General features: G+C 70.0%; 12 protein-coding genes. 5 read left to right on the forward strand and 7 right to left on the reverse strand.

The features are described 5' to 3' along the window. Nucleotides 1-4 precede the first annotated feature (4 nt). Nucleotides 5-1402, reverse strand: coding sequence for a WS/DGAT/MGAT family O-acyltransferase (locus ABH933_RS31525; RefSeq protein WP_429423339.1), 1398 nt, complete (start codon nucleotides 1400-1402; stop codon nucleotides 5-7). Between the two features lie 275 nt (nucleotides 1403-1677). On the opposite strand from ABH933_RS31525, the gene ABH933_RS31530 reads away from it, so the two are divergent. Then, complete coding sequence (locus ABH933_RS31530; RefSeq protein WP_429423341.1) at nucleotides 1678-2331, forward strand: cutinase family protein; 654 nt, start codon at nucleotides 1678-1680, stop codon at nucleotides 2329-2331. A 59-nt stretch (nucleotides 2332-2390) separates the two neighbouring features. Here ABH933_RS31530 and ABH933_RS31535 read toward each other — a convergent pair whose 3' ends face one another. The 5 genes from ABH933_RS31535 to ABH933_RS31555 all read right to left on the reverse strand — a co-directional run bounded on the left by ABH933_RS31535 (nucleotide 2391) and on the right by ABH933_RS31555 (nucleotide 7176). After that, the gene (locus ABH933_RS31535) at nucleotides 2391-2735 is read right to left on the reverse strand and encodes a 5'-nucleotidase C-terminal domain-containing protein (RefSeq protein WP_429423485.1); all 345 of its coding nucleotides are present in this window, start codon (nucleotides 2733-2735) and stop codon (nucleotides 2391-2393) included. Continuing rightward, nucleotides 2732-3559: a bifunctional metallophosphatase/5'-nucleotidase gene (locus ABH933_RS31540; protein ID WP_429423342.1), complete on the reverse strand. Its 828-nt coding sequence runs from the start codon at nucleotides 3557-3559 to the stop codon at nucleotides 2732-2734. The genes ABH933_RS31535 and ABH933_RS31540 overlap by 4 nt, the downstream gene beginning before the upstream one ends. A 21-nt stretch (nucleotides 3560-3580) precedes the next feature. Then, entirely contained in the window at nucleotides 3581-4009 is a 429-nt protein-coding gene (locus ABH933_RS31545) for a hypothetical protein (RefSeq protein ID WP_429423343.1), read from the reverse strand. A gap of 130 nt (nucleotides 4010-4139) precedes the next feature. Then, nucleotides 4140-6170, reverse strand: a complete 2031-nt coding sequence (locus tag ABH933_RS31550; protein WP_429423344.1) for an SDR family oxidoreductase — start codon at nucleotides 6168-6170, stop codon at nucleotides 4140-4142. 325 nt (nucleotides 6171-6495) lie between these two features. After that, on the reverse strand, nucleotides 6496-7176 hold the full coding sequence (locus ABH933_RS31555; RefSeq protein ID WP_429423345.1) for a heme oxygenase (biliverdin-producing): 681 nt from the start codon (nucleotides 7174-7176) through the stop codon (nucleotides 6496-6498). A gap of 448 nt (nucleotides 7177-7624) precedes the next feature. On the opposite strand from ABH933_RS31555, the gene ABH933_RS31560 reads away from it, so the two are divergent. The 3 genes from ABH933_RS31560 (at nucleotide 7625) to ABH933_RS31570 (ending at nucleotide 18981) form a co-directional block, all read left to right on the forward strand. Then, nucleotides 7625-16633 (forward strand): amino acid adenylation domain-containing protein, encoded by a 9009-nt coding sequence (locus ABH933_RS31560; protein WP_429455184.1) that lies wholly within the window; start codon nucleotides 7625-7627, stop codon nucleotides 16631-16633. Between the two features lie 412 nt (nucleotides 16634-17045). Continuing rightward, the gene (locus ABH933_RS31565) at nucleotides 17046-18272 is read left to right on the forward strand and encodes a cytochrome P450 (RefSeq protein ID WP_429423346.1); all 1227 of its coding nucleotides are present in this window, start codon (nucleotides 17046-17048) and stop codon (nucleotides 18270-18272) included. Continuing rightward, nucleotides 18265-18981 carry a TetR/AcrR family transcriptional regulator gene (locus tag ABH933_RS31570; RefSeq protein ID WP_429423347.1) on the forward strand — a complete coding sequence of 239 codons (717 nt, stop codon included), beginning with the start codon at nucleotides 18265-18267 and terminating at the stop codon, nucleotides 18979-18981. The genes ABH933_RS31565 and ABH933_RS31570 overlap by 8 nt, the downstream gene beginning before the upstream one ends. 13 nt (nucleotides 18982-18994) lie before the next feature. Here ABH933_RS31570 and ABH933_RS31575 read toward each other — a convergent pair whose 3' ends face one another. Then, entirely contained in the window at nucleotides 18995-20410 is a 1416-nt protein-coding gene (locus ABH933_RS31575) for a threonine/serine ThrE exporter family protein (RefSeq protein WP_215917315.1), read from the reverse strand. Nucleotides 20411-20691: 281 nt separating this feature from the next. Between ABH933_RS31575 and ABH933_RS31580 the strand changes: the two genes are divergently transcribed. Continuing rightward, nucleotides 20692-22665, forward strand: a complete 1974-nt coding sequence (locus tag ABH933_RS31580; protein ID WP_429423348.1) for an acyl-CoA dehydrogenase — start codon at nucleotides 20692-20694, stop codon at nucleotides 22663-22665. Nucleotides 22666-22671 lie beyond the last annotated feature (6 nt).

The following is a 22671-nucleotide window of genomic DNA, read 5'->3' on the forward strand; positions in this document are numbered from 1 at the left end:
GCCGCTAGTTCTCGGCGCGAGCGGCCTTGAGCAGTTCGGCGATGCTGTAGTGCACGGCCTCGGCCATCTCCTCGATGCCAGGGACCAGCTCACGGCAGGCGATGAAGCCGAAGTTCAGGTCGCCGCCGCAGGACAGCACCGTGATGTTCAACCCGGCGCCGTGGAAGACGGGCCCGAACGGATGCATCGCCTCGATGCGGTGGCCCAGGAAGTACAGCGGCACCTGCGGTCCCGGCACGTTCGATACGACCAGATTGTGCACGACCGGATGCCGGTCGGCCAGCTCGAATTCCGAATACGCGCGCGCGGCGAGCTGGAACAGATTCGGCGGCGCGTACTGCGCCCAGTCCTGCAGGAAGTCCGCGCCGATCAGGTCGTGCTCCTGCTTGGCGCCACGATTGAATTCGGCGATCAGCCCGAGCCGCTCGACCGGGTCCTCGATATCGGTGTAGAGCCGGGCGAACAGCGAGGAGACCTTGTTGATGCCCTGCTCGTGCCGGGAGGCGCCGTGCGTGGACACCGGGACCGAGGCGATCAGCGAGGTGTCGGGCAGTTCGCCGTGTGAGCGCAGATAGTCCCGCAGCGCCCCGGCCACGACGGCCAGCACCACGTCGTTCACCTTGACCCCGAAGGCCGCCCGGATGTCCTTGATGTCCGACAGGCTCGCCTTGGTGCACGCGATCGTGCGGTGCGGGGTGATGGTCCGGTTGAACGGCGTGCGTGGCGCGGTGAACGGAATCGCCATGCCCTTCTTGTCGTTTCGCCGCCGCTCGATGAAACCGCCAACCATGCCAACGGTTTTCGGCACCATGCCGAAGACGCCGAGCTTGGCGGGCAGGCGAAGCAGGCCCCCGGCGGCGAGCATCACGTCGTTCGGCGCCGATTCGCCGATCTCCCGTCGCTCGGGCTCCGGATAGCGCACGCCGGGCTCCAGATCGCACAGGTGCATCATCATGTTCGTGCCGGTAATGCCGTCCACCGCGGCGTGATGGTACTTGGAGATGATCGCGATCCGGCCGTCCGCGAGGCCCTCGACGACCCACATCTCCCACAGCGGGCGGTCGTGATCCATGGACCGTCCGGCGATATCGGCGGTGAGCTCGTCCAGTTCGCGCTGCCCGCCCGGTGCCGGAACCCCGATCCGCCGGATGTGGTAGTCGAGGTCGAAGTTCTTGTCCTCCACCCACACCGGGTGATCGAGGTCGAACGGCACCCGATGGGGCCGGCGCCGCATGGACGGCACCAGATGCAGGCGGCGGCCGAGTTCGGCCTTCAGCTCTGCGAATTCGTAGTTCGTGCCCGCGGCGACGGGATCCAGGACCAGTAGGGCGCACACGTGCAGTAGCTGAGTGTCGGTTTCGAGGTAGAGGAAGCTGGCGTCCAGCCCGGTCATTCGTTCCATGCGTATAGCGTATGAGAACGTGTTCTATTCTTCCCGCTCAGTGGGACGGGAGATCCGTCACAAACCGGTCGGTCATTCAGTTCAATGTGGTAGTGAGAGTCGCCCTCCGGTAACGAGATTCGGGTGGATACGGTTGCGTGCCGATTGGGTATCTCTCCGGCAGAGTTTGTTGCCGCCCCTCGGCGCACCTCCTACCTTGGGCCCTATAGGGCTGAGAAAATAGTCACTGACAAGTGTCACTCGGCCTCTCACAACGGCGTGAGTAGGTGGGAATCATGGGCGACCGGAAGGGTTTGCTGTTCGGAAAATGGCGCATCGCAGGGATATTCGCCGTCTGGCTGGTGCTGGCGGGCGTGCTGTGCCCGGCGCCGCGGGCCGTCGCACAGGGATGCGCGGCCGTGGACGTGGTGGTGGCCAGGGGGACCGGGGAGCCGGGCTATCTCGGCAGCGCGGTCGGTGATCCCCTGTACGCCCAGCTGCAACGCCGATTGCCCCTGAGTACCAGCGGATATCGGGTGAACTACCCGGCCGATCTGACCAATGTCCTGTCCGTCGGCGACGGCAGTGGCGACCTCGTCGCGCACGTGGCGGGTCAGGCCGCGGCCTGTCCCGGTCAGCGGTTCGTCCTGGTCGGTTATTCGCAGGGCGCCGTGGTTGTGCACACGGCGCTGGGCACCGGCATCACCGCCCCGATTCCCGGTGCGGTCCGGCTGGACGGCGCCCTGGGCTCGCGGGTGGCGGCGGTGCTGCTGTTCGGCGATCCGCTGCGGCTGGCCGGAACCGGCGTGCCGGGGGAGTACGCCGCCCGCACCGCGAACTATTGCGCCCCGGGCGATCCCGTCTGCGCGGGCGGGCTCAACCCGGCCGCGCACGTGGCCTACGGCGGCGATTTCGTTGCGGCCGCGGACTTCACGGCCAATCGGTTGTGAAGTCGGACCTCGGGGATGGTAAGTCGGCGGAGCTTGCGGAGCCGGCGGGGTGGGTGAACTCAGCGGCGCTGGATTCGGCTCGGTGGCGGTACCAGATTCGGGTGAGCCGCGAGGTAGGACTCGAGGGCATCCAGATCCGACGGTCCGACGCCGCTGGGCCGGCCCTGGGTGAAGACGCTGAAGCCGTCGCCGCCCGAGGCGAGGTAGTTGTTGGTCGAAACCTGGTACACCGCCGCGGGATCGAGGGGTTGATCGCCGACACGGACCGTGTCGGCGATCACTTTGTGTCCCTTGGGCGCGGCATCGGAGTACGCGTAGGTGATGCCCGCCGCGGACAGCACGCCCGGGGCGACGCGGTTGTCCCACTGCTGCTCGAGTAGCGCGAGAAGTTGCGCACCGGTCAGGGCGACAGATCCGCCCGCACGCCACCGGGATTCATCACCGCGACCGACGCCTGGGCGGGAGCCATGGCCGCGAGCATGGAGTCGGCGATGACGTCGCCCAGCGGCGAATCCCCGCCCGGCGCCGGTTCGTTCGGCAGTGGCCCGGCGGTGGAGCCGATGACCCGGGCGGCCAGCGGCGCGGACTGGGCCGCGTAGAAGTCGACCAGCTTCTGTGTGGCCGGATCGGGGGTGACGGTGCGGGTGACCACCCGGTTGACGGCCGCGGCATCGACCCTGCCGTCGTGGAAGCGCAGCGTGACATCGGTGATCAGCCGGCCGTACGAGGCGCCCTGGGTGACCACCTTGCCGTCGATGACGCAGTTGTAGGCCAGGTGGGTGTGGCCGGTGAGCAGCACACGCACGGCCGGATCGACGTGCTGTGCCAGAGCGGTGACGTTCGGGGTGATGCTCGCACAGCCGTTGTAATCGGAGGGAGCCCCGTGGGTCTGCTGCGCGCCGCCGTCGTGGATCAGCGCGACGATCGTTTCCGCGCCCGCGGACTTCAGTTGCGGCACATACTTGTCGATGGCCTCGGCCTCGTCGCCGAAGGTGTAGCCCGCGATGGCCGTGGGCATGACGATGCCCGCGGTCGCCGGGGTCACGACGCCGACGACCCCGATCCTGTGGCCGCCGACCCGCAGCATCGTCCACGGCTGCAGCCCCGGGGGAAGTTGGCCGTTGGTGTCGGTGACATTCGCCGCCAGATACGGGAACACCGCGCCCGTGAAGGGCGAACCGGGCGAACAGCCGGTGGCGGCGCATCCGCCCTGCCGCAGCCGTCGCAATTCCGGTATGCCGTGGTCGAATTAGTGATTGCCGACCGAGGAGGCGGCGACGCCGAGGTCGTTCATGTAGTCGACGGTCGGCTCGTCGTGGAACAGCGCCGAGATCAGCGGGCTGGCGCTGACGTTGTCCCCGGCGGACACGATCGCGCTGGCCGGATACGCCGCGTGCAGGCGCGCCAGGTGGGCGGCGAGGTAGGCCGCCCCGCCCGCGGTGTACGCGCCGACGTGCCCGTTGCTGCCCTGCGGCGGTTCCAGATTGCCGTGCAGATCGTTGATCGCGAACAGGTGCACCTCGCCCGGTTGCGCGGGTGGCAGATTGTCCGTGGTAACCAGCGGAATGCCCGACGTTGCCGGCGTCACGGGCTTCGAGCCGTTGCCGCCGCAGCTGACCACGAGCACCACGAAGAGCACGGCGATCGTCGCCTCGACCGCGCGCTGACGCAGATTCATAGTCCTCGACTGTGACAGACCGAGGCTGCATCCGCGCTGCGCGCCGGTGAATTTCGCGCGTTACCGGCCCGGCGGGCACCCGATCGTCATCCCTGCGGGCAGCGATCGGGTGCCTCCGGCGAACCGGAAATCACCAGTGCAGGCCGGGGATTCGGTTCGTGATGCGGGTGAGCGGGCCGGGCATGCCCATCATGGGCTGGATGACGGGCGCGAGGGTGAGCAGCAATCCACCCTCGCCGGACCGCTTCTCGGAGTCCGCCTGCGGTCGGTCGCGCTCGCTGTCCCCGGAAATGCCCCGGGCGGCAGCGGAATCCCGATCCATCCGGAAACTCCGGTTCAGGATCGCCTTCTTCACTGACGGCATCACGGTGTCCAGCACCTGCGCGACGGTCCCGATCGGGGTGTCGATGCGGGCGGGGCGATCGGTCAGCGCCCGCACCACGATGGCCGCGGCCTGCTCGGGGCTGTGCGCGGGGAAGGAACGGTACGCGTCGGTCGGGGCGATCATCGGGGTGCGCACCAGCGGCATCCGCACCGAGGTGAAGGTGATTCCGGCGTCGGCGTTCTCCGTCGCCGCGACCTCGCTGAAGGCATCCAGCGCCGATTTGCTCGCCGCGTACGCCCCGAACCTCGGCATCTTGGTCTGGACCGCGATCGAGGAGATGTTGACGAAGTGACCGGCGCGGCGCTCGCGCATCGACGGCAGCAGCGCCAGGATCAATCGCACCGCGCCGAAGTAGTTCACCGCCATCGTCCGCTCGAAATCGTGCATCCGGTCGGTGGAGTTGGCGACCGAGCGGCGGATCGAGCGGCCCGCGTTGTTCACCACGTAATCGACGTGGTGGTAGTCGGCGAGCACCTGCTTGACCAGCAGCTCGACCTCCTTCTCGCTGGTGATGTCGCACGTGTACGCCTGGGCCGCACCGCCGTTCGCCCGAATCTCGGACGCCGCGGCCTCGAGCTCCTCGGTCCCGCGCGCCACCATCAGCACCGTCGCCCCGCGCCGGGCGACCTCGCGCGCGGTGGCCAGGCCGATACCCGACGACGCCCCGGTGATCAGGACCGTCCGGCCGCGCAGCCGATCGCCGTCGTCGGCGGGCCGCGCGCGATCCGGATCCATCGAGGTGCGCCAGAACTCCCACAGCACCGGCGCGTAGTCCTCGAAGCGCGGCGGGGTCAGGCCGCGCAGCTGGGCGCGGGTGGAATCGGAGACGAAGTGCGAGGCGAACGAGACGTGCGGGGCGACCTCGGGCGGAATTCCCGACTGGTCCAGCAGATAGTCGCGCAGCCGGGGCACGCCCGGCAGCTGCGCCAGGGCGCGCAGCGCGGCCCCGCTGCCCGGCAGCGTGCCCAGCGCCGAGGGTGCGCCCGCGGCCCGGGCCAGCGCGGCGTAGATCTCGGCGAACGGCTGCGGTTCGGGATTGACCAGGTGGTACGTGCGGCGATTGCGACCTGGACGCCGGATCAGTTGCACCATCGCCGTAGCCACGTAGTCGACCGGGACGATATTGGTGGCGCCCAGATCGGGCAGCATCATCGGCAGCTCGGACGGCAGCCCCGCCAGGCGAGCGATGGCGGGGAAGAAGTAGTAGGGGCCGTCGACCTTGTCCATCTCCCCGGTGCGGGAATCCCCGGCGATGATCGCGGGGCGATATACCCGCCAGCGCAGCCCCGGCGCCTCGCGCACCAGCTTCTCGGCGGCGAATTTGGTTCGGTGGTACGGGGATTCGAGATTCTGGCCCAGGTCGAAATCGTCCTCGAAGAAGTGCCCGCGGTGATCCCCGGCCACGGCCACGGACGACACGTGGTGCAGCATCGCGCCCAGGCCGGTCGCCAGGGCGATCACCGCGCGGGTGCCGGTGACGTTGGCCGCGTAGGCGGCTTCCTCGTCGGCGGTCATGTCGTAAACCGCGCCGAGGTGGATCACGTGCTCGGCGCTCGGCGGATCATCGTGCAGCCCTAGGTCTTCCATGGTCAGATCGCCGATGAGCGGGAAGACGCGGTCGCTCGCGCCCCAGCCGTCGGTGAGCTCGGCGAGCTTGGCGACCGAGGCCTCGCGCACGAGCACGTGGACCACCGCCCCCGCGTCGCGGGCGAGCAGCTCGGTGACGACCCGGCGCCCCAGAAATCCGGTGCCGCCGGTCACGATATAGGAGACCATCGTCCCTCCTGAATGTCGAACATGGTGCGACGCAACAACTTTCAGGTGCGTCATGACACAGTTCGTCCGGCATTCTCCGGTGGATGCGGACGCGAGCGATCCCCGCTAGCAAACTCGGGGATCGGATAGGAACCCCTTCGTGCCTAACTGGTGAGTAACTTTACCGGCGCGCGCAATTGTCTGCAAACCCAAAGGCGCTCCCCGTGGTGTGGGACGTGTCACCACGTGGGAGCGCCTATTGGTATCCGTGTCAACGGTTTTCATATAACCGGCGGTAGCGCTCGGCTACTCGTCGGCATCCGTTGCCGACCGGAATGGGGCGAGCTCAACCCTGGTGCCGGAGCGGGAATTCCGCGGCCAGCTCGTGGAACATCGCCGTATTGAAATCGAAAGCGCCCTGGCATTCGCCCAGGACCCGCTGGCGCTCCAGCTCGTCCACGGCCAGGCCGTCGAGCAGGTCGCGGTACTCGCGCTTGAAGGCGGCCGGGTTCGGGATCTGATCGAAGACGTAGAACCGCACGCCGTCGCCGCGCTTGGGCAGCTGCCACAGCTTCTCGGCGGTGCCGCGGATGACCTGGCCGCCCGACAGATCGCCCAGATAGCGGGTGTAATGGTGCGCGACATATCCGGCCGGCCACGTCTGCGCGCACTCGAGCACCCGCGTGGCGTAGGCCGCGGTCGAGGGCAGCGGTTCGAGGTCCGCGCGCCAGTTCTCGCCGCCGAGGTGCGCCAGATCGTCCTCGAGGTGGGCCACCCGCGCGAGTTCGGGCCGGACGAACGGGCCCGCCACCGGATCCTGCGCGAGGGTGTCCGCGTGCTCCTCGAGCGCCCGGTAGATGTGCCACAGCTGCCCGGTGTAGCGGTAGAAGGCCGCCACGCCCAGGCCGCCGCCGAGCATGTCGCTCATGAACGTGGAGTTCTCCGCGTCCGCGTGTTGCCGCTCGGTAGCGGTGCGGATGCGCGTGGAGAACGGCGCGATCTCGGGCGGCGTGCTGGTCTCGGGCATGGTCGGGCAGTCCTCGCTTCGGTCCGGCGCTACTTTGGGTTACCTAAGTTCTGCCCCGACGATACCGTCCGGAGCGTGCGCGGCGAATCGAACTTTCGGACGGTTCGCCCTCGTCCGTCGGTCGCCGACCGGGGAATTCGGCCGGTACGGACGGGGGCGGTTTGTGACGGTACCCACATCGCGCGCATTCGCCACCTCTATTTCGCCGGGTCGATCGCCCCGGATCCGGCGTTTGCCCACGATTCCGGGCCGCCGAGCCCCGGAAAAGAGCCCGCCCGGGCGTAACTCGGCGCGATCACGCGCCGATACGCTTGAGATGGGCCCGGACGGGGCCGCCGAATAGGGAAAAGAAGGATGCTCGGGACCGACTGTTTATGCGCCGCCACCCTTCGGGGTGGCGATTTCCGAAAGGCGGTACCGAGTATTCGCGCGCAAGCCGGGGGATCGAATGTCGTCGAATGAATCTCCCGGGACGGCCCGGCGCGCGGCAGGCCGCCCCCGCCCGCGCCCGCGCCGGGTGCCCGCGGTTCGCACGCTGCCCACCCTGCTGAGCCTGGCGGTCGAAGCAAATCCGGGCGGCGTCGCGGTGCGCGATGTGCACCGGTCGCTCACCTATCGCGAACTGGATGCTTGGTCAACGCGATTGGCGCGAGTGCTGATCGCCCGCGGCATCGGGCCCGAGGATCTGGTCGCCGTGGGCATCGAGCGCTCGGTGTGGTCGGTCGCGGCCGTGTGGGCGGTGGCCAAGGCGGGCGCGGCGTTCGTGCCGGTGGATCCGAACTACCCGCCCGATCGGGTGGCACATCTGGTCTCCGATTCGGGTGCGGTGCTGGGTCTTTCGATCCGCGCGACGGTGGACCGGCTGCCCGGGGACTCCTGGCTGGTCCTCGACGATCCCGAATTCGGCGGCCGATTGGACGCCGTGGGTTCCGAACCGGTTACGCACGAGGATCGGGTGCGCCCGTTGCTGGGCGCGCATCCGGCGTACGTGATCTACACCTCCGGCTCGACGGGGCTGCCCAAGGGCGTGGTCGTCACCCATGCTGGGCTTGCGAATTTCTGTGCCGAGCAACGGGAACGGTACGCGGTGACCGCGCGGTCGCGGACCCTGCACTTCGCCTCGCCCAGCTTCGACGCCTCGGTGCTGGAGCTGCTGCTGGCCATCGGCGCGGGTGCGAGCATGGTGATCGCGCCCGCGGAGATCTACGGCGGCGCCGAGCTGGCCGAGCTGTTGCGGCGCGAACGCGTCACGCATGCCTTCGTGACCCCCGCGGCGCTGGCGTCTGTGGATCCGGCCGGGCTCGACGAGCTGGCCGTCGTCGTGGCCGGGGGCGAGGCCTGCCCGCCGGAGCTGGTGCAGCGCTGGGCGATACCGCTCGCGAGCGGGGGTATGCGCCGATTCCACAACGGTTACGGGCCGACCGAGACCACCATCATGACCAATATCAGCGATCCGCTGGTGCCGGGAGAACCGGTCACCATCGGCCGCGCGATCCGGGGGATGACCTCGCAGATCCTCGATACCCGCCTCGGTGCGGCGCCGGGCGGGGAGGCGGGCGAGCTGTATCTGGCCGGGCCGGGCCTGGCGCGCGGATATCACCGTCGCCCGGGGTTGACCGCGGCGCGGTTCGTGGCCGATCCGGCGGGGCTGCCGGGCGGGCGGATGTACCGCACCGGCGATCTGGCCCGCACCGGGGCGCGCGAGAACGTGGAATACCTGGGGCGCAACGACTTCCAGGTGAAGATCCGCGGCTTCCGGATCGAGCTGGGGGAGATCGACGCGGCCCTGACCGCGCATCCGGAGGTCGATTTCGCGGTCACCCTGGGGCGCGAAACACCCTCGGGGGAAACGATCCTGGTCGGATACGTGGTGGCCACGCCCGGCACCGCGCCGGATCCGCAGCGGGTGCGCGACTTCGTCGCGGCCACCCTGCCCGCCCACATGGTCCCGCCCGTCGTGCTGGTGCTGGACCGGATTCCGCTGACCCCGGTCGGCAAGCTGGACCGGGCCGCGCTGCCGGATCCGCCGCTGTCGATGCGCGAATACCGCGCGCCCGCAACCGATCACGAGCGCGCCGTCGCCGCCGCCATCGCGGAGGTCCTGGGCGTGGAGCGGGTCGGGCTCGACGACGATTTCTTCGCCCTGGGCGGCAATTCGCTGCTGGCGGTGCGCGCGGCCGCGCGGATCGGGGCCGAGCTCGGCCTGCGGGTGCCGCCGCGGCTGTTCTTCACCGCCGACACCATCGCCGAGCTGGCCGCCGCGGTGGGTACCCAGTCCGAGCGACGGCGCCCGCCGCTGGTGCGCCGCGAGCGGCCCGATCCGCTGCCGGTGTCCGCGGCCCAGCAGCGGCTGTGGCTCACCAACCAGTTCGACACGGCCTCACCGTCGTACAACATTCCGTTCGCGATGCGGCTGACCGGCGACCTCGACCTGGGTGCCCTGCGCGCGGCGCTGGCCGACGTGATCGCCCGGCACGCGCCGCTGCGCACGATCTACCCCGCCCACGAGGGACAGCCGGTGCAGCGGGTGTTGCCGGTCGGCGAGGCCGTCCCCGAGCTGACACCCGAACCCGTAGCCGCGCAGGAGCTCTCCGGGCGCCTGCTGCTGGGCGCCGCGGCCGGCTTCGACCTACGCACCGATCTTCCCCTGCGGGCCAGGCTGTTCCGGATCGGCGCCCGCGAGCACGTGCTGGCCGTGGTCGCGCACCACATCGCCTGCGACGGCACCTCGCTCGCGCCGCTGGCGCGGGACATGGTCAGCGCCTATCACTCGCGCAGCGTCGGATCGGCCCCCGCGTGGGCCCCGCTGGCGGTGGAGTACGCCGATTACGTGCTGTGGCAGCGGGATCTGCTCGGCGACGAGACCGACCCCGAATCCCTGGCGGCCACCCAGGCCCGCTACTGGCGCGAACGGCTGGAGGGATCGCCCGAACTGCTCGAGCTGCCCGCAGACCGCCCGCGCCCCGCGCTGCCCTCGGGCCGCGGCGGCATGGTCGCGTTCGCCGTCGACGCGGACGTCGTCACCGGGCTGCGGCGCATCGCCGACGCGCACAATGCCTCGCTGTTCATGGTCGCGCACGCCGCCCTGGCCGTGCTGCTGGCGCGGCTGTCGGGCACCGCCGACATCACCATCGGCACCCAGATCTCCGGGCGCGGGGAGCCGGAGCTGGACGATCTGGTCGGCATGTTCGGCAACTCCCTGGCGCTGCGCACCGAAGTCCCGCCCGGGCAGTCGTTCTCCGAGCTCATCGAGTCGGTGCGGGAGACCGACCTGGCCGCCTTCGACAACTGGGACCTGGGCATCGACCGGGTGGTGGAGCTGGTCCGGCCCGGCCACGCGCTGGCCTACGCGCCGCTGTTCCAGGTGCTGCTGATGCTGCAGAACTTCGAGCAGCCGCGGATCGCGTTGTCCGCCTTGGAGATCGAGCCGGTCGGGCTCGACATCACGGTCGCCAAGCTGGATCTGAGCGTCACGCTGACCGAGGAGCCCGGCGGCGCCGTGGCCGGTGCGATCGACTACGCCACCGACCTGTTCGACCACGCCACCGCCGAATCCATCGCGCGGCGCTACGTGGCGATCCTGACCGAGGTGAGCCACGACGAGAAGGTCGCCGTCGGGGACATCCAGCTGCTGTCGGCCTCCGAGCGGGCGCTGCTGGCGTCGGTCAGCGGCCCCGGCGCCACGCCCGGCACCCTGTGGGACGGTTTCTCCGCGCAGGCCGCCCGGACCCCCGACGCCGTCGCGGTCGTCTTCGACGAGCGGGAGTGGACCTACGCCGAATTCGCGGCGCGGGTGAATCGCCTTGCCCGCCAGCTGATCTCGGCGGGAGTGCGGCCGGAGAGCCGGGTCGCGGTGGCGATGCGCCGGTCGGCCGACATGCTGGCCGCGGTCTACGCCGTGCTCGCCGCCGGTGGGGCCTACGTGCCGATCGATCCGGATCATCCGATCGAACGGATTCGCTACATCCTGGACACCACCCGGCCGGTCTGCGTGCTGACCGCGGGCGCGGATCCGGATCTGGGCGTGCGGATCGATCAACTGGACCTGTCACCGTACTCGCCCGATCCGGTGACCGACGCGGACCGGCGTGCGCCGCTGCGCGATTCGAATGCCGCCTATGTGCTGTTCACCTCGGGATCCACCGGCCGGCCCAAGGGCGTGGTCATCACCCATCGCGCGGTGGTCAACCAGATGCGGTGGATGCGTGAGCAATACGACCTCGGCCCCGGCGACACGGTGCTGCACAAGACGCCCTTCACGTTCGACGCCTCGGTCTGGGAGTTGTTCCTGCCGTTGCAGATCGGCGCGCGGCTGGTGATCGCCCGCCACGACGGCCATCTGGACCCGGACTACCTCCTGGCGACAGCGCGACGATACGACGTGGCGATCCTCGAGTTCGTACCGTCGCTGCTGGCGCTGCTGCTCGCCGACGACTCCGCGGAGCTACCAGCCTCGCTGCGGTACTTCTCGCTCGGCGGCGAGGAGCTGCCGCCCGCGCTGCTGACGCGGGCGCACGAGCGGCACGGCGCGATCGTGGACAACACCTACGGCCCGACCGAGGCGACCGTGACCTCCACCGTGCACCGGTGTGCGGGCCCGGTGCGGCCGGGCTCCCGGGTGCCGATCGGCCGGCCGATCCGCAATACCACCGCGTACGTGCTGGATTCGCGGCTGCACCGGGTGCCGCCCGGGGTTCCCGGCGAGCTGTATCTGGCTGGCGTGCAGCTGGCTCGCGGATACGAGGCGGCCGCCGGGCAGAGCGCGGGCCGGTTCGTCGCCGATCCGTTCGGCGGCGCGGGGACCCGCATGTACCGCACCGGCGATCGGGTCCGAATGGGCGCCGGTGGCGAGCTGGAGTTCCTGGGCCGCACCGATTTCCAGGTGAAGCTGCGCGGGCTGCGCATCGAACTGGGTGAGATCGAGGCCGCACTGGCGCAGGCCCCCGGGGTCGAGCGGGCGGTGGTCGTGGTGGCGCGGCAGGAGCGGGTGGGCGAGTTCCTGGCCGCCTACCTGGCGCCGGCGCCCGGACGGACCATCGACACCGCCGCGGTGAGCGACTCGGCCGGAAAGCGGTTGCCCGCCTACATGGTTCCGCATCACCTGGTCGTGCTCGACCGATTGCCGCTCACGCCGAGCGGCAAACTCGATCGCCGCGCGCTGCCGCCGGTGCACGCGGCGGCCGGGCCGGAGATCCGGGAACCGGCCACCGCTGCCGAGCGCGCCGTGGCCGGGGTCTTCGCCGAGCTGCTCGGAACGCCGCGAATCGGGCTGGACGACAACTTCTTCGACCTCGGCGGCAACTCGCTGATCGGGATGCGGGCGATGGCCCGGATCAATGCGGCGCTCGGCACGGGCCTCGGAGTGCGGGATCTGTTCGATGCGCCGACCGTCGCGCGGCTGGCCGCCCGCTCCGGCGCGGGTGCCGCCGCGCCGCGCCCCGCACTCGTGGCCGGTGCACGGCCGCAACGGATTCCGCTGTCGTTCGCACAGCGCCGGATGTGGTTCCTGAACCGCCTGGCGCCGGACTCCCCGGCGTACAACATCCCGCTCGCGGTCCGGCTGACCGGACGGCTCGACGTGGCCGCCCTGGCCGCGGCGGCCGGCGATGTGCTCGGCAGGCACGAGGCGCTGCGCACGCGCTACCCCTCCGATGTCGAGGGGGCGTATCAGGACATCCTGCCCGCGGACGCGGTCGTTCCGCCGCTGACGCCGGAGGATGTCGACGGCGAGCAGGTAGCCGCGCGGCTCATCGAGATCGTCGGGGCGGGATTCGATGTCACCGCGGCCCCGCCCTTCCGGGCCGCGCTGCTCCGGGTGAACCCCGGCACGGAACCCGACGCCGCGAGCGCTCCGTCGGCCGATCCGGAGGCCGGCGACTACGTGCTGGTGCTGGTCGTCCACCACATCAACGCCGACGGGTTCTCGATGGGGCCGCTGGCCCGCGACGTGGCCCTCGCCTACGCGGCCCGCGCGGCCGGTAGCGCTCCGCAGTGGCGCCCCCTGCCGGTGCAGTACGCGGATTACGCACTCTGGCAACAGCATCTGCTCGGCGACGAGACCGACCCGGACAGCCTCGCGGCGCGTCAGCTCGCCTACTGGACCGCGGCGCTGCGCGGCATTCCCGATCAGCTGGATCTGCCGTCGGACCGGCCCCGGCCCGCGGTGGCCTCGGGGCGCGGGGCGACACACCGTTTCGTGCTGCCTGCCGACCTGCATCGCGCGGCGGGTGTGCTTGCCGCGCAACGTCATGCGACGTTGTTCGGCGTCGTACACACCGCGTACGCGGCGCTGCTGGCCCGGCTCTCGGGCATCGACGACATCGTCGTGGGCACTCCGATCGCGGGCCGCGGCGCGGCCGAACTCGACGATCTGGTGGGCATGTTCGTCAATACCCTGGCGCTGCGCACCCGGGTCGACCCGGCCGCCTCCTTCGAGAGCCTGCTGGCCGCGGTGACCGCGGGCGACCTGGCCGCCTTCGACCATGCGGACGTGCCGTTCGAGCGATTGGTCGAGGTGCTGGATCCGCCACGGTCGCAGGCCCGCAACCCACTGTTCCAGACGATGCTGGTGTTGCAGAACCAGCAGACCCCGAGCCTGGACCTGGGGGAGGTGTCGATCGGGCTGCTGCCCGCGGAGACGGGCATATCCCAATTCGATCTGAACCTCACCCTGAGTGAGCGGTTCGACACCGATGGCGCGCCCGCCGGGATCATTGCCGAATTGACCTATGCCACGGATCTTTTCGATGCCGAGACCATTGCCGGTTTTGCCGGCCGCTTCGAGCGGCTGCTGTCGGGAGCGGTGGCCGATCCGACCCTGGCGGTCGGTGACATCGACCTGCTCAGCCCCGCGGAGCGCCAGGCCGCGCTCGTGCACGCCGGTACACACCTCCCGCGTCCGATTGCCCTGGTGCCGGCAATGCTGGCCGCTCAGGCGGCCTGTACGCCGGACGCGCCCGCGGTCGTCGCCGAGGACGCCACGCTCACCTACGCCGAGTTCGCGGCCCGGGTGAACCGGCTGGCGCGACGGCTGATCGCCGACGGCGTCGGCCCGGAATCGATGGTGGCCCTGGCCATGCGGCGATCGCTGGACATGGTGGTGACCATTCACGCGGTGCTCGCCGCGGGCGGGGCCTACGTGCCGCTCAATCCGGATCACCCGGCCGAACGCAATCGCTACATCCTGGATACGGCCCGCCCGCACTGCGTGCTGCTCGGCGCGGGCGTGCCGGAGGTGGGCGAGGATCGCTGGCGGCAACTGCGCATCGCCCCGGCGGAGCTGAGTGCGTACAGTACCGATCAGGTGAGCGATGCCGAACGCCGTGCGCCGCTGCGTGCCTCCAATACCGCCTACGTCATCTTCACCTCCGGTTCGACCGGTCGGCCCAAGGGGGTGATGATCCCGCACGGAGCGCTCGTCAACTACGTGCTGTGGGAGCGGGAGCACTACGTCCTGTGTCCGGGAGACGTTGTGCTGCACAAGACTCCGGTCACCTTCGACGCCTCGGTGGTGGAACTGTTCGGCCCGTTGCTGTTCGGGGCGCGGATCGTGGTGGCCCGGCACGACGGCGAGCGGGATCTGGACTATCTGCTGGGCCTGTTGCATCGGTACTCGGTCACGCAGATGAATGGTGCGCCTTCGCTACTCGGGTCGTTGCTCGGTGCGGACGCCGAGCTGCCCGGGTCGCTGCGGCACGTGCTGGCCGGTGGCGAGGAGCTGCCGCGCAGCGTGCTGACGCGGATGCGGCGGCGATACCCGGACGTCTCGGTCGACAACCACTACGGCCCGACCGAGGCCACGGTGACCTCCCTGATGCAGCGGTGCACACCCGACGTTCTCGCGGCGACCGGGCGGGTGCCGCTGGGCTGGCCGGCGATGAATACCGGTGTCTACGTCTTGGATTCGCGCCTGCGCCCGGTGCCCCCGGGCGTGGCCGGTGAGCTGTATCTGACCGGCGTCCAGCTGGCGCGGGGATATCGGGGCCGGGTGGACCTGACCGCGGAACGCTTCGTCGCCGACCCGCACGATCCCGCGGGCGGGCGCATGTACCGCACCGGCGATCTGGTTCGCCGCACACGGGCCGGCGCGCTGGAATATCTGGGCCGCACCGATTTCCAGGTGAAGCTGCGCGGCCTGCGGATCGAACTGGGCGAGATCGAGGCGGCGCTGATGGGGCTCGAGGGCGTGCGGCAGGCCGCGGCGCGCGTGGTGACCGATGACCGGCGCGGCGACCGGCTCGTCGCCTTCGTGGCCGCGGCCGCCGATTTCGACACCCGGGCCGCGAAAGCGGCTCTGGCGGAACATGTTCCCGATTACATGGTGCCGAACATCATTGTCGCGCTGGACGCGTTGCCGGTGAACGCGTCGGGGAAGGTCGACCGCAAGGCCCTGCCCGCGCCGGAGTTCGAGGCGACCGCCTATCGGGCGCCGGTGAGCGAGGCCGAACTGCTCGTCGCCGAGGTGCTGACCGAGGCGCTGGATCACGAGCGGATCGGGCTGGACGACAACTTCTTCGAGCTCGGCGGCAACAGCCTGCTCGCCACCCGGGTGGTGGCCCTGCTGGGCGAGCGGTTCGGGATCCGTCCGCAGGTGCAGTGGCTGTTCACCGCGGCGACGGTGGAGGCGCTGGCCGCGACGGTGGCCGCCGCGGCGGCCGGCGCCGGCGTCGACGACGGCCTGGGCGTGCTGCTGCCGATCCGCGCCGAGGGGCGCGGCGTCCCGCTGTTCTGTGTGCATCCGATGCTCGGGCTGGCGTGGAGTTATGCGGTGCTGGCCGAATCGTTGCCGGGGCAGCCGCTGTACGGGCTGCAGACGCCGGCGATCGGCGAGCCTCAGACCCCGGTGGGATCGATCGCCGACCTGGCGACGCGCTACGTCGCGGCGATCCGATCGGTGCAGCCCGAGGGGCCGTATCATCTGCTCGGCTGGTCGCGCGGCGGGGTGATCGCGCACGCGATCGCGACGCGACTGCAGGCCGCGGGCGAGCAGGTCGCGGGTCTGACCATGCTGGACAGTACCTGCCATACCGATCCGGCCCGGTTCCGCGCCGAATTCACCGCGGCCGTGCGGGAGATCGGCATCGAGATCGGCACGCAGGAGGATCTGGCCGCACTGCCCGACGACCGGCTGGCGCTGCTGATGGCGGCGATTCCGGCCGAACTGACGGCGCTGACGCCCGCGCAGGTCCGCCGGATGTACACCGCGGCGGTGACACCGATCGAATCGGGCCACGTCCCCGACCGGTTCGACGGCGATATCGTCTATGTCACACCGGAATTGGAGCCCGATCCGGACGGCGATCCGGCGGAGTGGCGCGAGTTCGTCACCGGCCGCGTCATCGAGCGCACCCTGCCCGCCACGCATGCGACGATGCTGTCCCCGGAGACGGCCGCTGCCCTGGCGGCGCTCGTGAGTCCGGTGGAACCGGAGGTCGACGTGGTCGTGGGCCCGGAGTAGGCCCTGGGGGCCGCCGATATCGCCCGCCCGCCGCGCAGACCGGTGGGTACGGAACATCGGGGCCATCATCGAGCACCTGGGCGCGGTGACGCCCGCGCCGCCCGCGACGTGGCCCGGGGACCGCTTCGATGTGGTGTACGTATGCCGCAGCTGGTGCTGGCCGGGGATTCCGCGTCGCCGATATGAGTCGGGCGTCCGGCGGCTCCCGAATAATGCACCGGCGCTGGGGAATCCGGCCCTCCTGGATACCGAGGGCGACGTCGGCGCCGTTGGACGGTCAAGGCGCGAGGGCGATGTCCGCGAGAACATCGCCGACCACTCCTGCGAAAGTTTACGGAGTTTAATAATAGGTGTTCACAAAATAGGTGTGGTGTGGTTCACTCGTCTGAACTCGTTCCAGAGGAGGCCACCCGTGTCCGCACCGTCCATCTCTCACGGCTTCGATTTCACCGACCCCGATCTGCTTGCCAAGCGTTTGCCTGTCGCCGAGTGGGCCGAGCTGCGCAAGACCGCCCCGGTCTGGTGGGTCGAGCAGCCGCACAACATCGCCGGCTTCGGCGACGACGGCTACTGGGTCGTCAGCCGGCTGGACGACATCAAGGAGATCTCGAAGAACCCCGAGGTGTTCTCGAACTTCGAGAACACGGCGGTGATCCGCTTCTACGACGACATCGCCCGCGAGGAGATCGACATCCAGCGCGGGATGCTGGTCAACCAGGACCCGCCCTCGCACGACAAGCTGCGCCGCATCATCTCCAAGGGCTTCACCCCGCGCGCGGTGGAGAGCCTGCGCAACGCCCTGCGCGATCGCGCCGAGCGAATCGTGCACGAGGCCAAGAAGTCCGGCGGCGGCGACTTCGTCACCCAGGTCGCCTCGGAGCTGCCGCTGCAGGCGATCGCGGAGCTGCTGGGCGTCCCGCAGTCCGATCGCGGCAAGCTGTTCGAGTGGTCCAACACCATGATGGGCTACGACGATCCGGACTTCGGCGGCGACCACAAGATGGCCACGGCCGAGATCATGGGCTACTCCTGGAATCTGGCCGAGGAGCGGCGCGGGTGCCCGGCCGACGACATCGTCAGCCAGCTGGTCACCGCCGACATGGACGGCGAATCGCTCGGCTCGGACGAATTCGCCTGGTTCGTCATCCTTCTCGCGGTCGCGGGCAACGAAACCACGCGTAACGCCACGACCCACGGCATGAAGGCGTTCGTCGACTTCCCCGAGCAGTGGGAGCTGTACAAGCAGCAGCGGCCGCGCACCGCGCCGGACGAGATCGTCCGGTGGGCTACGCCGGTGATCGCGTTCCAGCGAACCGCCCTGTCCGACACCGAGATCGGCGGCCAGCACATCAACAAGGGCGACCGGGTCGGGCTGTTCTACGCCTCGGCCAACTTCGACGAGGAGCGGTTCGACAAGCCGTTCGAGTTCGATATCCTGCGCAACCCCAACCCGCATGTGGGATTCGGCGGCACCGGCACGCACTATTGCGTCGGGGCCAACCTGGCCCGCCTGCAGCTCGATCTCATCTTCAATGCGATTGCCGACGTAATGCCCAACCTGCGTCAGGTTTCCGAGCCCGTGCGGCTACGCTCGGGTTGGTTGAACGGAATCAAGAGCTGGCAGGTTGCTTATGAGTGAGCCCGCTAGGCGGGGCCGGGTGCCCGCGGTGAGCGACGCGGACATCCGGCGAGAGGCCAGAACCCTACTGGCAGAGCAGGGCCCGGAGGCGGTAACGCTGCGCGCGATCGCGCGCGCCCTCGGCATCACCGCGCCCGCCCTGTATCGCTACTACTCCTCGCGCGAGGATCTGGTCACCGCGCTACGCCTGGACATCTGCGCGGAGCTGGCGGCTCAGCTGGCCGCGCAGGTCGCGGAGCTACCGGACGACGGCATGGTGCAGCTGCTGGCCATCTGCCGCGGCTTCCGGCGCTGGGCGCTGGACCACGGGCCCGAATTCACGCTGGTCTTCGCCTCCCCGGCGGGCGGGAACACCAGTGCCATGCGGCAATTCGACGAGCCGTTCGGCCGCATCTTCCTGCAGGCGGCCGGGCGGCTGCTGACCGCCTACGACATCGCGACCCCGCCGACGGACGCGATCCCCGAGGCGCTGTGCGCGGATCTGAAGCGGTTTCAGACCGAATTGCTTGCCGTGCTTGCCGAATCGGGACAGGACTTCCCGGCCGAGAAGCTCGATCTGGGCGTGACATACCTGATGATCATGTTCTGGGCCCGGATCTACGGTCACGTCACCCTCGAGGTGTTCGGCAATTACCCGATGGCCGTGGAGGATCCGGACGCGCTGTTCGACGCCACCCTCGAGGATCTGGCCCGCACCATCGGGATCTGACCGGGCGGGCGGCCTACGACGGCGGGACGATCGGGTACTCGCCGGTGTGGAACGTCGGCCGTCGAATTCCCTGGAATCGCTGCAGGATTCGCGGGCGCCGCAGGAATCGGGCGAACCATTCGCCCAGGGTGACCCCGGCGGCGAGGGCACAGCCCACGCCGAACGCGGCCAGCAGCTGGTTCAATCCGACCAGCTGGTGGCCGTTGAGCAGCGCCGACAGGCCCCGGTACACCGTCAAACCTGGTAGCAGCGGGGTGATTCCGGCCACCGCGACTACCAGTGGCGGGGTCAGCGCCCGGCGGGCCATGAGACCACCGGCCAGGCCCACGACGCACGCGGCCACACCGGAGGAGACCACCGGGCCGAAGCCGGACTGCTGCACCAGCAGATAGCAGACCGTGGCGGACGCACCGCTCATCCCGGCGGCGGCCAGGGCCCGGCGCTCGGCGTAGCAGGCCAACGCGAAGGTCAGCGAGGCCACCGCACCGGCGAGCACCTTCATCGGAAGGTTGTTGATGCTCTGCGTCGAGGACGAGATGTCGATCGGCGGCGCGACCGCATGCAGCAGATCGGCCGCCTTCAGCGCCAGCGCGACCCCGGCGATGATTCCGCCGGTCATCATCATGACCTCGAGCATGCGGGCGGAGGCGGTGATCGGCGCGCCGGTTATCGCGTCCTCGACGGCACCGACCAGCTGTAATCCACTGAGCAGCACGGTGATTCCGGCCGCGACGATGATCGAGGGATTCGCCTCGATGTGCAGGGCGAAGGTGGCGAGCAGGATCGCGGGGATGGTGGCGATCGCGCCGCCGACCATCGCCTGGAAGAACGAGGGCAGGTCGCGGTAGTTCAGCGCCCGGTTGGTGCGGTCGATTGCGGCGGTGGCCACGCAGCTGGTCGCCGCGACCAGGATGCCGCCGCCCAGCAGCAAGGCGATCGAGGCCGCCAGCACCGCCCAGCCGGCGGTGGCAACCCAGCGGTTGTAGGGATGCGGCGCGGAGGTGATCTCGTCCAGGGCCGCATGGGCCTCCTCGGGCGGGACCACCTCGCGCCGGATGCGGCGGGTGAGCCGGTCGACCGCGGCCAGCCGGGTGAAGTCGAGCGTGCGGTACTGCACCACCCGCATGGTCGAGGCGGGCGGCAGCTTGGGCCCGCGGTCGGCGGAGATACGAATCGAGTTGTAGGTGACGTCGATATCGCAGCGGTCCAAACCGTAGGTGGCGGCGATGAATTCGACCTGGGTGGTGGTGTCGGTGACCGCGGTGCCCGAGGCCAGCACCACCTCGCCGACCCGCTCGGCCAGCTCCATCACCTGCGTGACGGCGGCGTCGTCGGACAGGTCGATCGGCCGCAGCGGGGCCGGCGCCTCCACGACCGCGTCCACGGTGGCGATGCGCTCGGCCACCAACCTGTCGATCACCCTGTCGATCGCGCGTCGCCAGCGGGACCGCCGACGCGGGACCGCCGCCTCTCCGATCTCGACTGCATCCACCTCGTCACTCACATGAAGCAACGTTAGGGGTGCGCAAAGAATGTGTCAGCCCCGGCACGCATATGAGCCACGGCCGACCGGGGCAGAGTGATCTACCTCATCGCCGGTGTCGCGGTCACACGGTCCCGATGACGACGGTTCTCCGCGCGATACACCGACGCGCCGACGTGCGCCCTCGCCCGCGGGAGCACCCGGCCTGCCGAAGATAGGCTCGGATCATGGCATCCGAGAGCGACACCCGGACGGCGGACCACCTGCGCGCGGCCCTGGACGGCCCGTGGCGGGACGTGCGCGAGCAGGCCCGCGGCTGGCTGGACGACGAGGGCCTCTACGGCGATCCGTATCTGGACTACCGGGCGGCGCGCTCGCGGGTCCTGGACCAGATGCGCCTGGTCGCGGGATTCGGTGTGGCCGAACGGGGTTTCCGCGTCGAGCACGGCGGCACCGGCGATCCCGGCGGCGCGGTCACCGGGCTCGAGATGCTCGCCTACACGGATCTGTCGCTGTGGGTGAAGAGCGGTGTGCAGTGGGGCCTGTTCGGCGGCGCGGTCGAGAACCTGGGCACCGACCGCCACGCCGAAGTGGTGAAGCGGCTGCTGACGCTGGACCTGCTGGGCTGCTTCGCGATGACCGAATCCGGGCACGGCAGCGACGTGGCGAGCCTGGAGACCACCGCCACGTACGATCCGGTGACCGAGGAATTCGTGGTGCACAGCCCGACCGAGTCCGCGCGCAAGGACTACATCGGCGGCGCCGCCGAACACGCCCGCATGGCCGCGGTGTTCGCGCAGCTGATCACCGGCGGCGAGGGCCGCGGCGTGCACTGCTTCCTGGTGCCGATCCGCGACGCGGGCGGCAACGATCTGCCCGGCGTCACCACGGGCGACTGCGGGCTCAAGGGCGGGCTGCCCGGTGTGGACAACGGCCGCATCCTGTTCGATCACGTCCGCATCCCGCGCGAGAATCTGCTCAACCGCTACGCCGACGTCGACCCGGACGGAACCTATTCCTCGGAGATCGAGAATCCCGGCCGCCGCTTCTTCACCACCCTGGGCGCCCTGGTGCGCGGGCGGGTCAGCGTTGGCGGCGCGGCCGCCGCGGCCGCGCGGGTCGCGCTGACCATCGCGGTCGACTACGCCGAGAAGCGCCGCCAGTTCGACGATCCCGACACCGGGCAGGAGGTGCTGCTGCTGGACTACCGCAATCACCAGCGGCGCCTGTTGCCGCACATGGCGCGTGCCTTCGCGCTGGCGTTCGCGCAGAACGATCTGGTGCGCCGCATGCATCTGGTGCAGACCGGACAGGATCTGGATCCGGGCGCGCAGCGGGCCCTGGAAAAACGTGCGGCCGGCCTCAAGGTCGCCCAGACCCGCCACGCCACCCGCAGCATCCAGGAGTGCCGCGAGGCGTGCGGCGGCGCGGGCTATCTGACCGAGAATCGCCTGGTCACCCTGAAGGCCGACACCGACGTGTTCACCACCTTCGAGGGCGACAACGTGGTGCTCACCCAGCTGGTGGCCAAGGAACTGCTGACGGCCTACTCCGACGAGGTGCGGGATCTGGACGCGCTGGGCTGGGTGCGATTCGCCTCGACGATGGCCCGCGACGTCGTGCGCGAGAGTTCCGGTGTGCGCCAGCTGATTCAGCGGCTGCGCGACCGCGGCGGCGATTCGGTCGACGACGGTGACCTGTCCCGTCGCGCGGTGCAGTTGCAGCTGCTGGCCGACCGCGAGGACTACCTGGTGCGGACCGCCGCGCACCGGCTGCGGGCCCGCGCCAGGGAGACCGGGCCCTTCGAGGCGTTCAACAACGCCCAGGACCACATCCTGCTGGCCGGCGAGGCGCACATGGAGCGGCTGGTGCTGGAGGCGTTCATCGAGGGAATCGCCGAGATCGAGGATCCACAGGCCCGGGCGCTGGCCGAAACGGTCTGCGACCTGTTCGTCTACTCCTCGCTGGAGCAGAACCAGGCCTGGTACATCATGCACCGATTCATGTCGGTGGACCGGGCAAAGCTGGTGCGCCGCGGGGTGAACGAGCTGGTGGACCGGCTGCGCCCGCACGCGGCCACCCTCGTCGCGGCGATGGGCGTCCCCGCCGGCACCCTGCGCGCGGCGATGCTGGACGATCCGAGCTCGCACCAGGGGAGTAGGAGATCAGTGGGACGTCGCCTCGGCCCCACGCCCCATTAGGGTCGA

Source organism: Nocardia sp. GP40 (assembly GCF_050434125.1).
GTDB lineage: Bacteria > Actinomycetota > Actinomycetes > Mycobacteriales > Mycobacteriaceae > Nocardia > Nocardia albiluteola.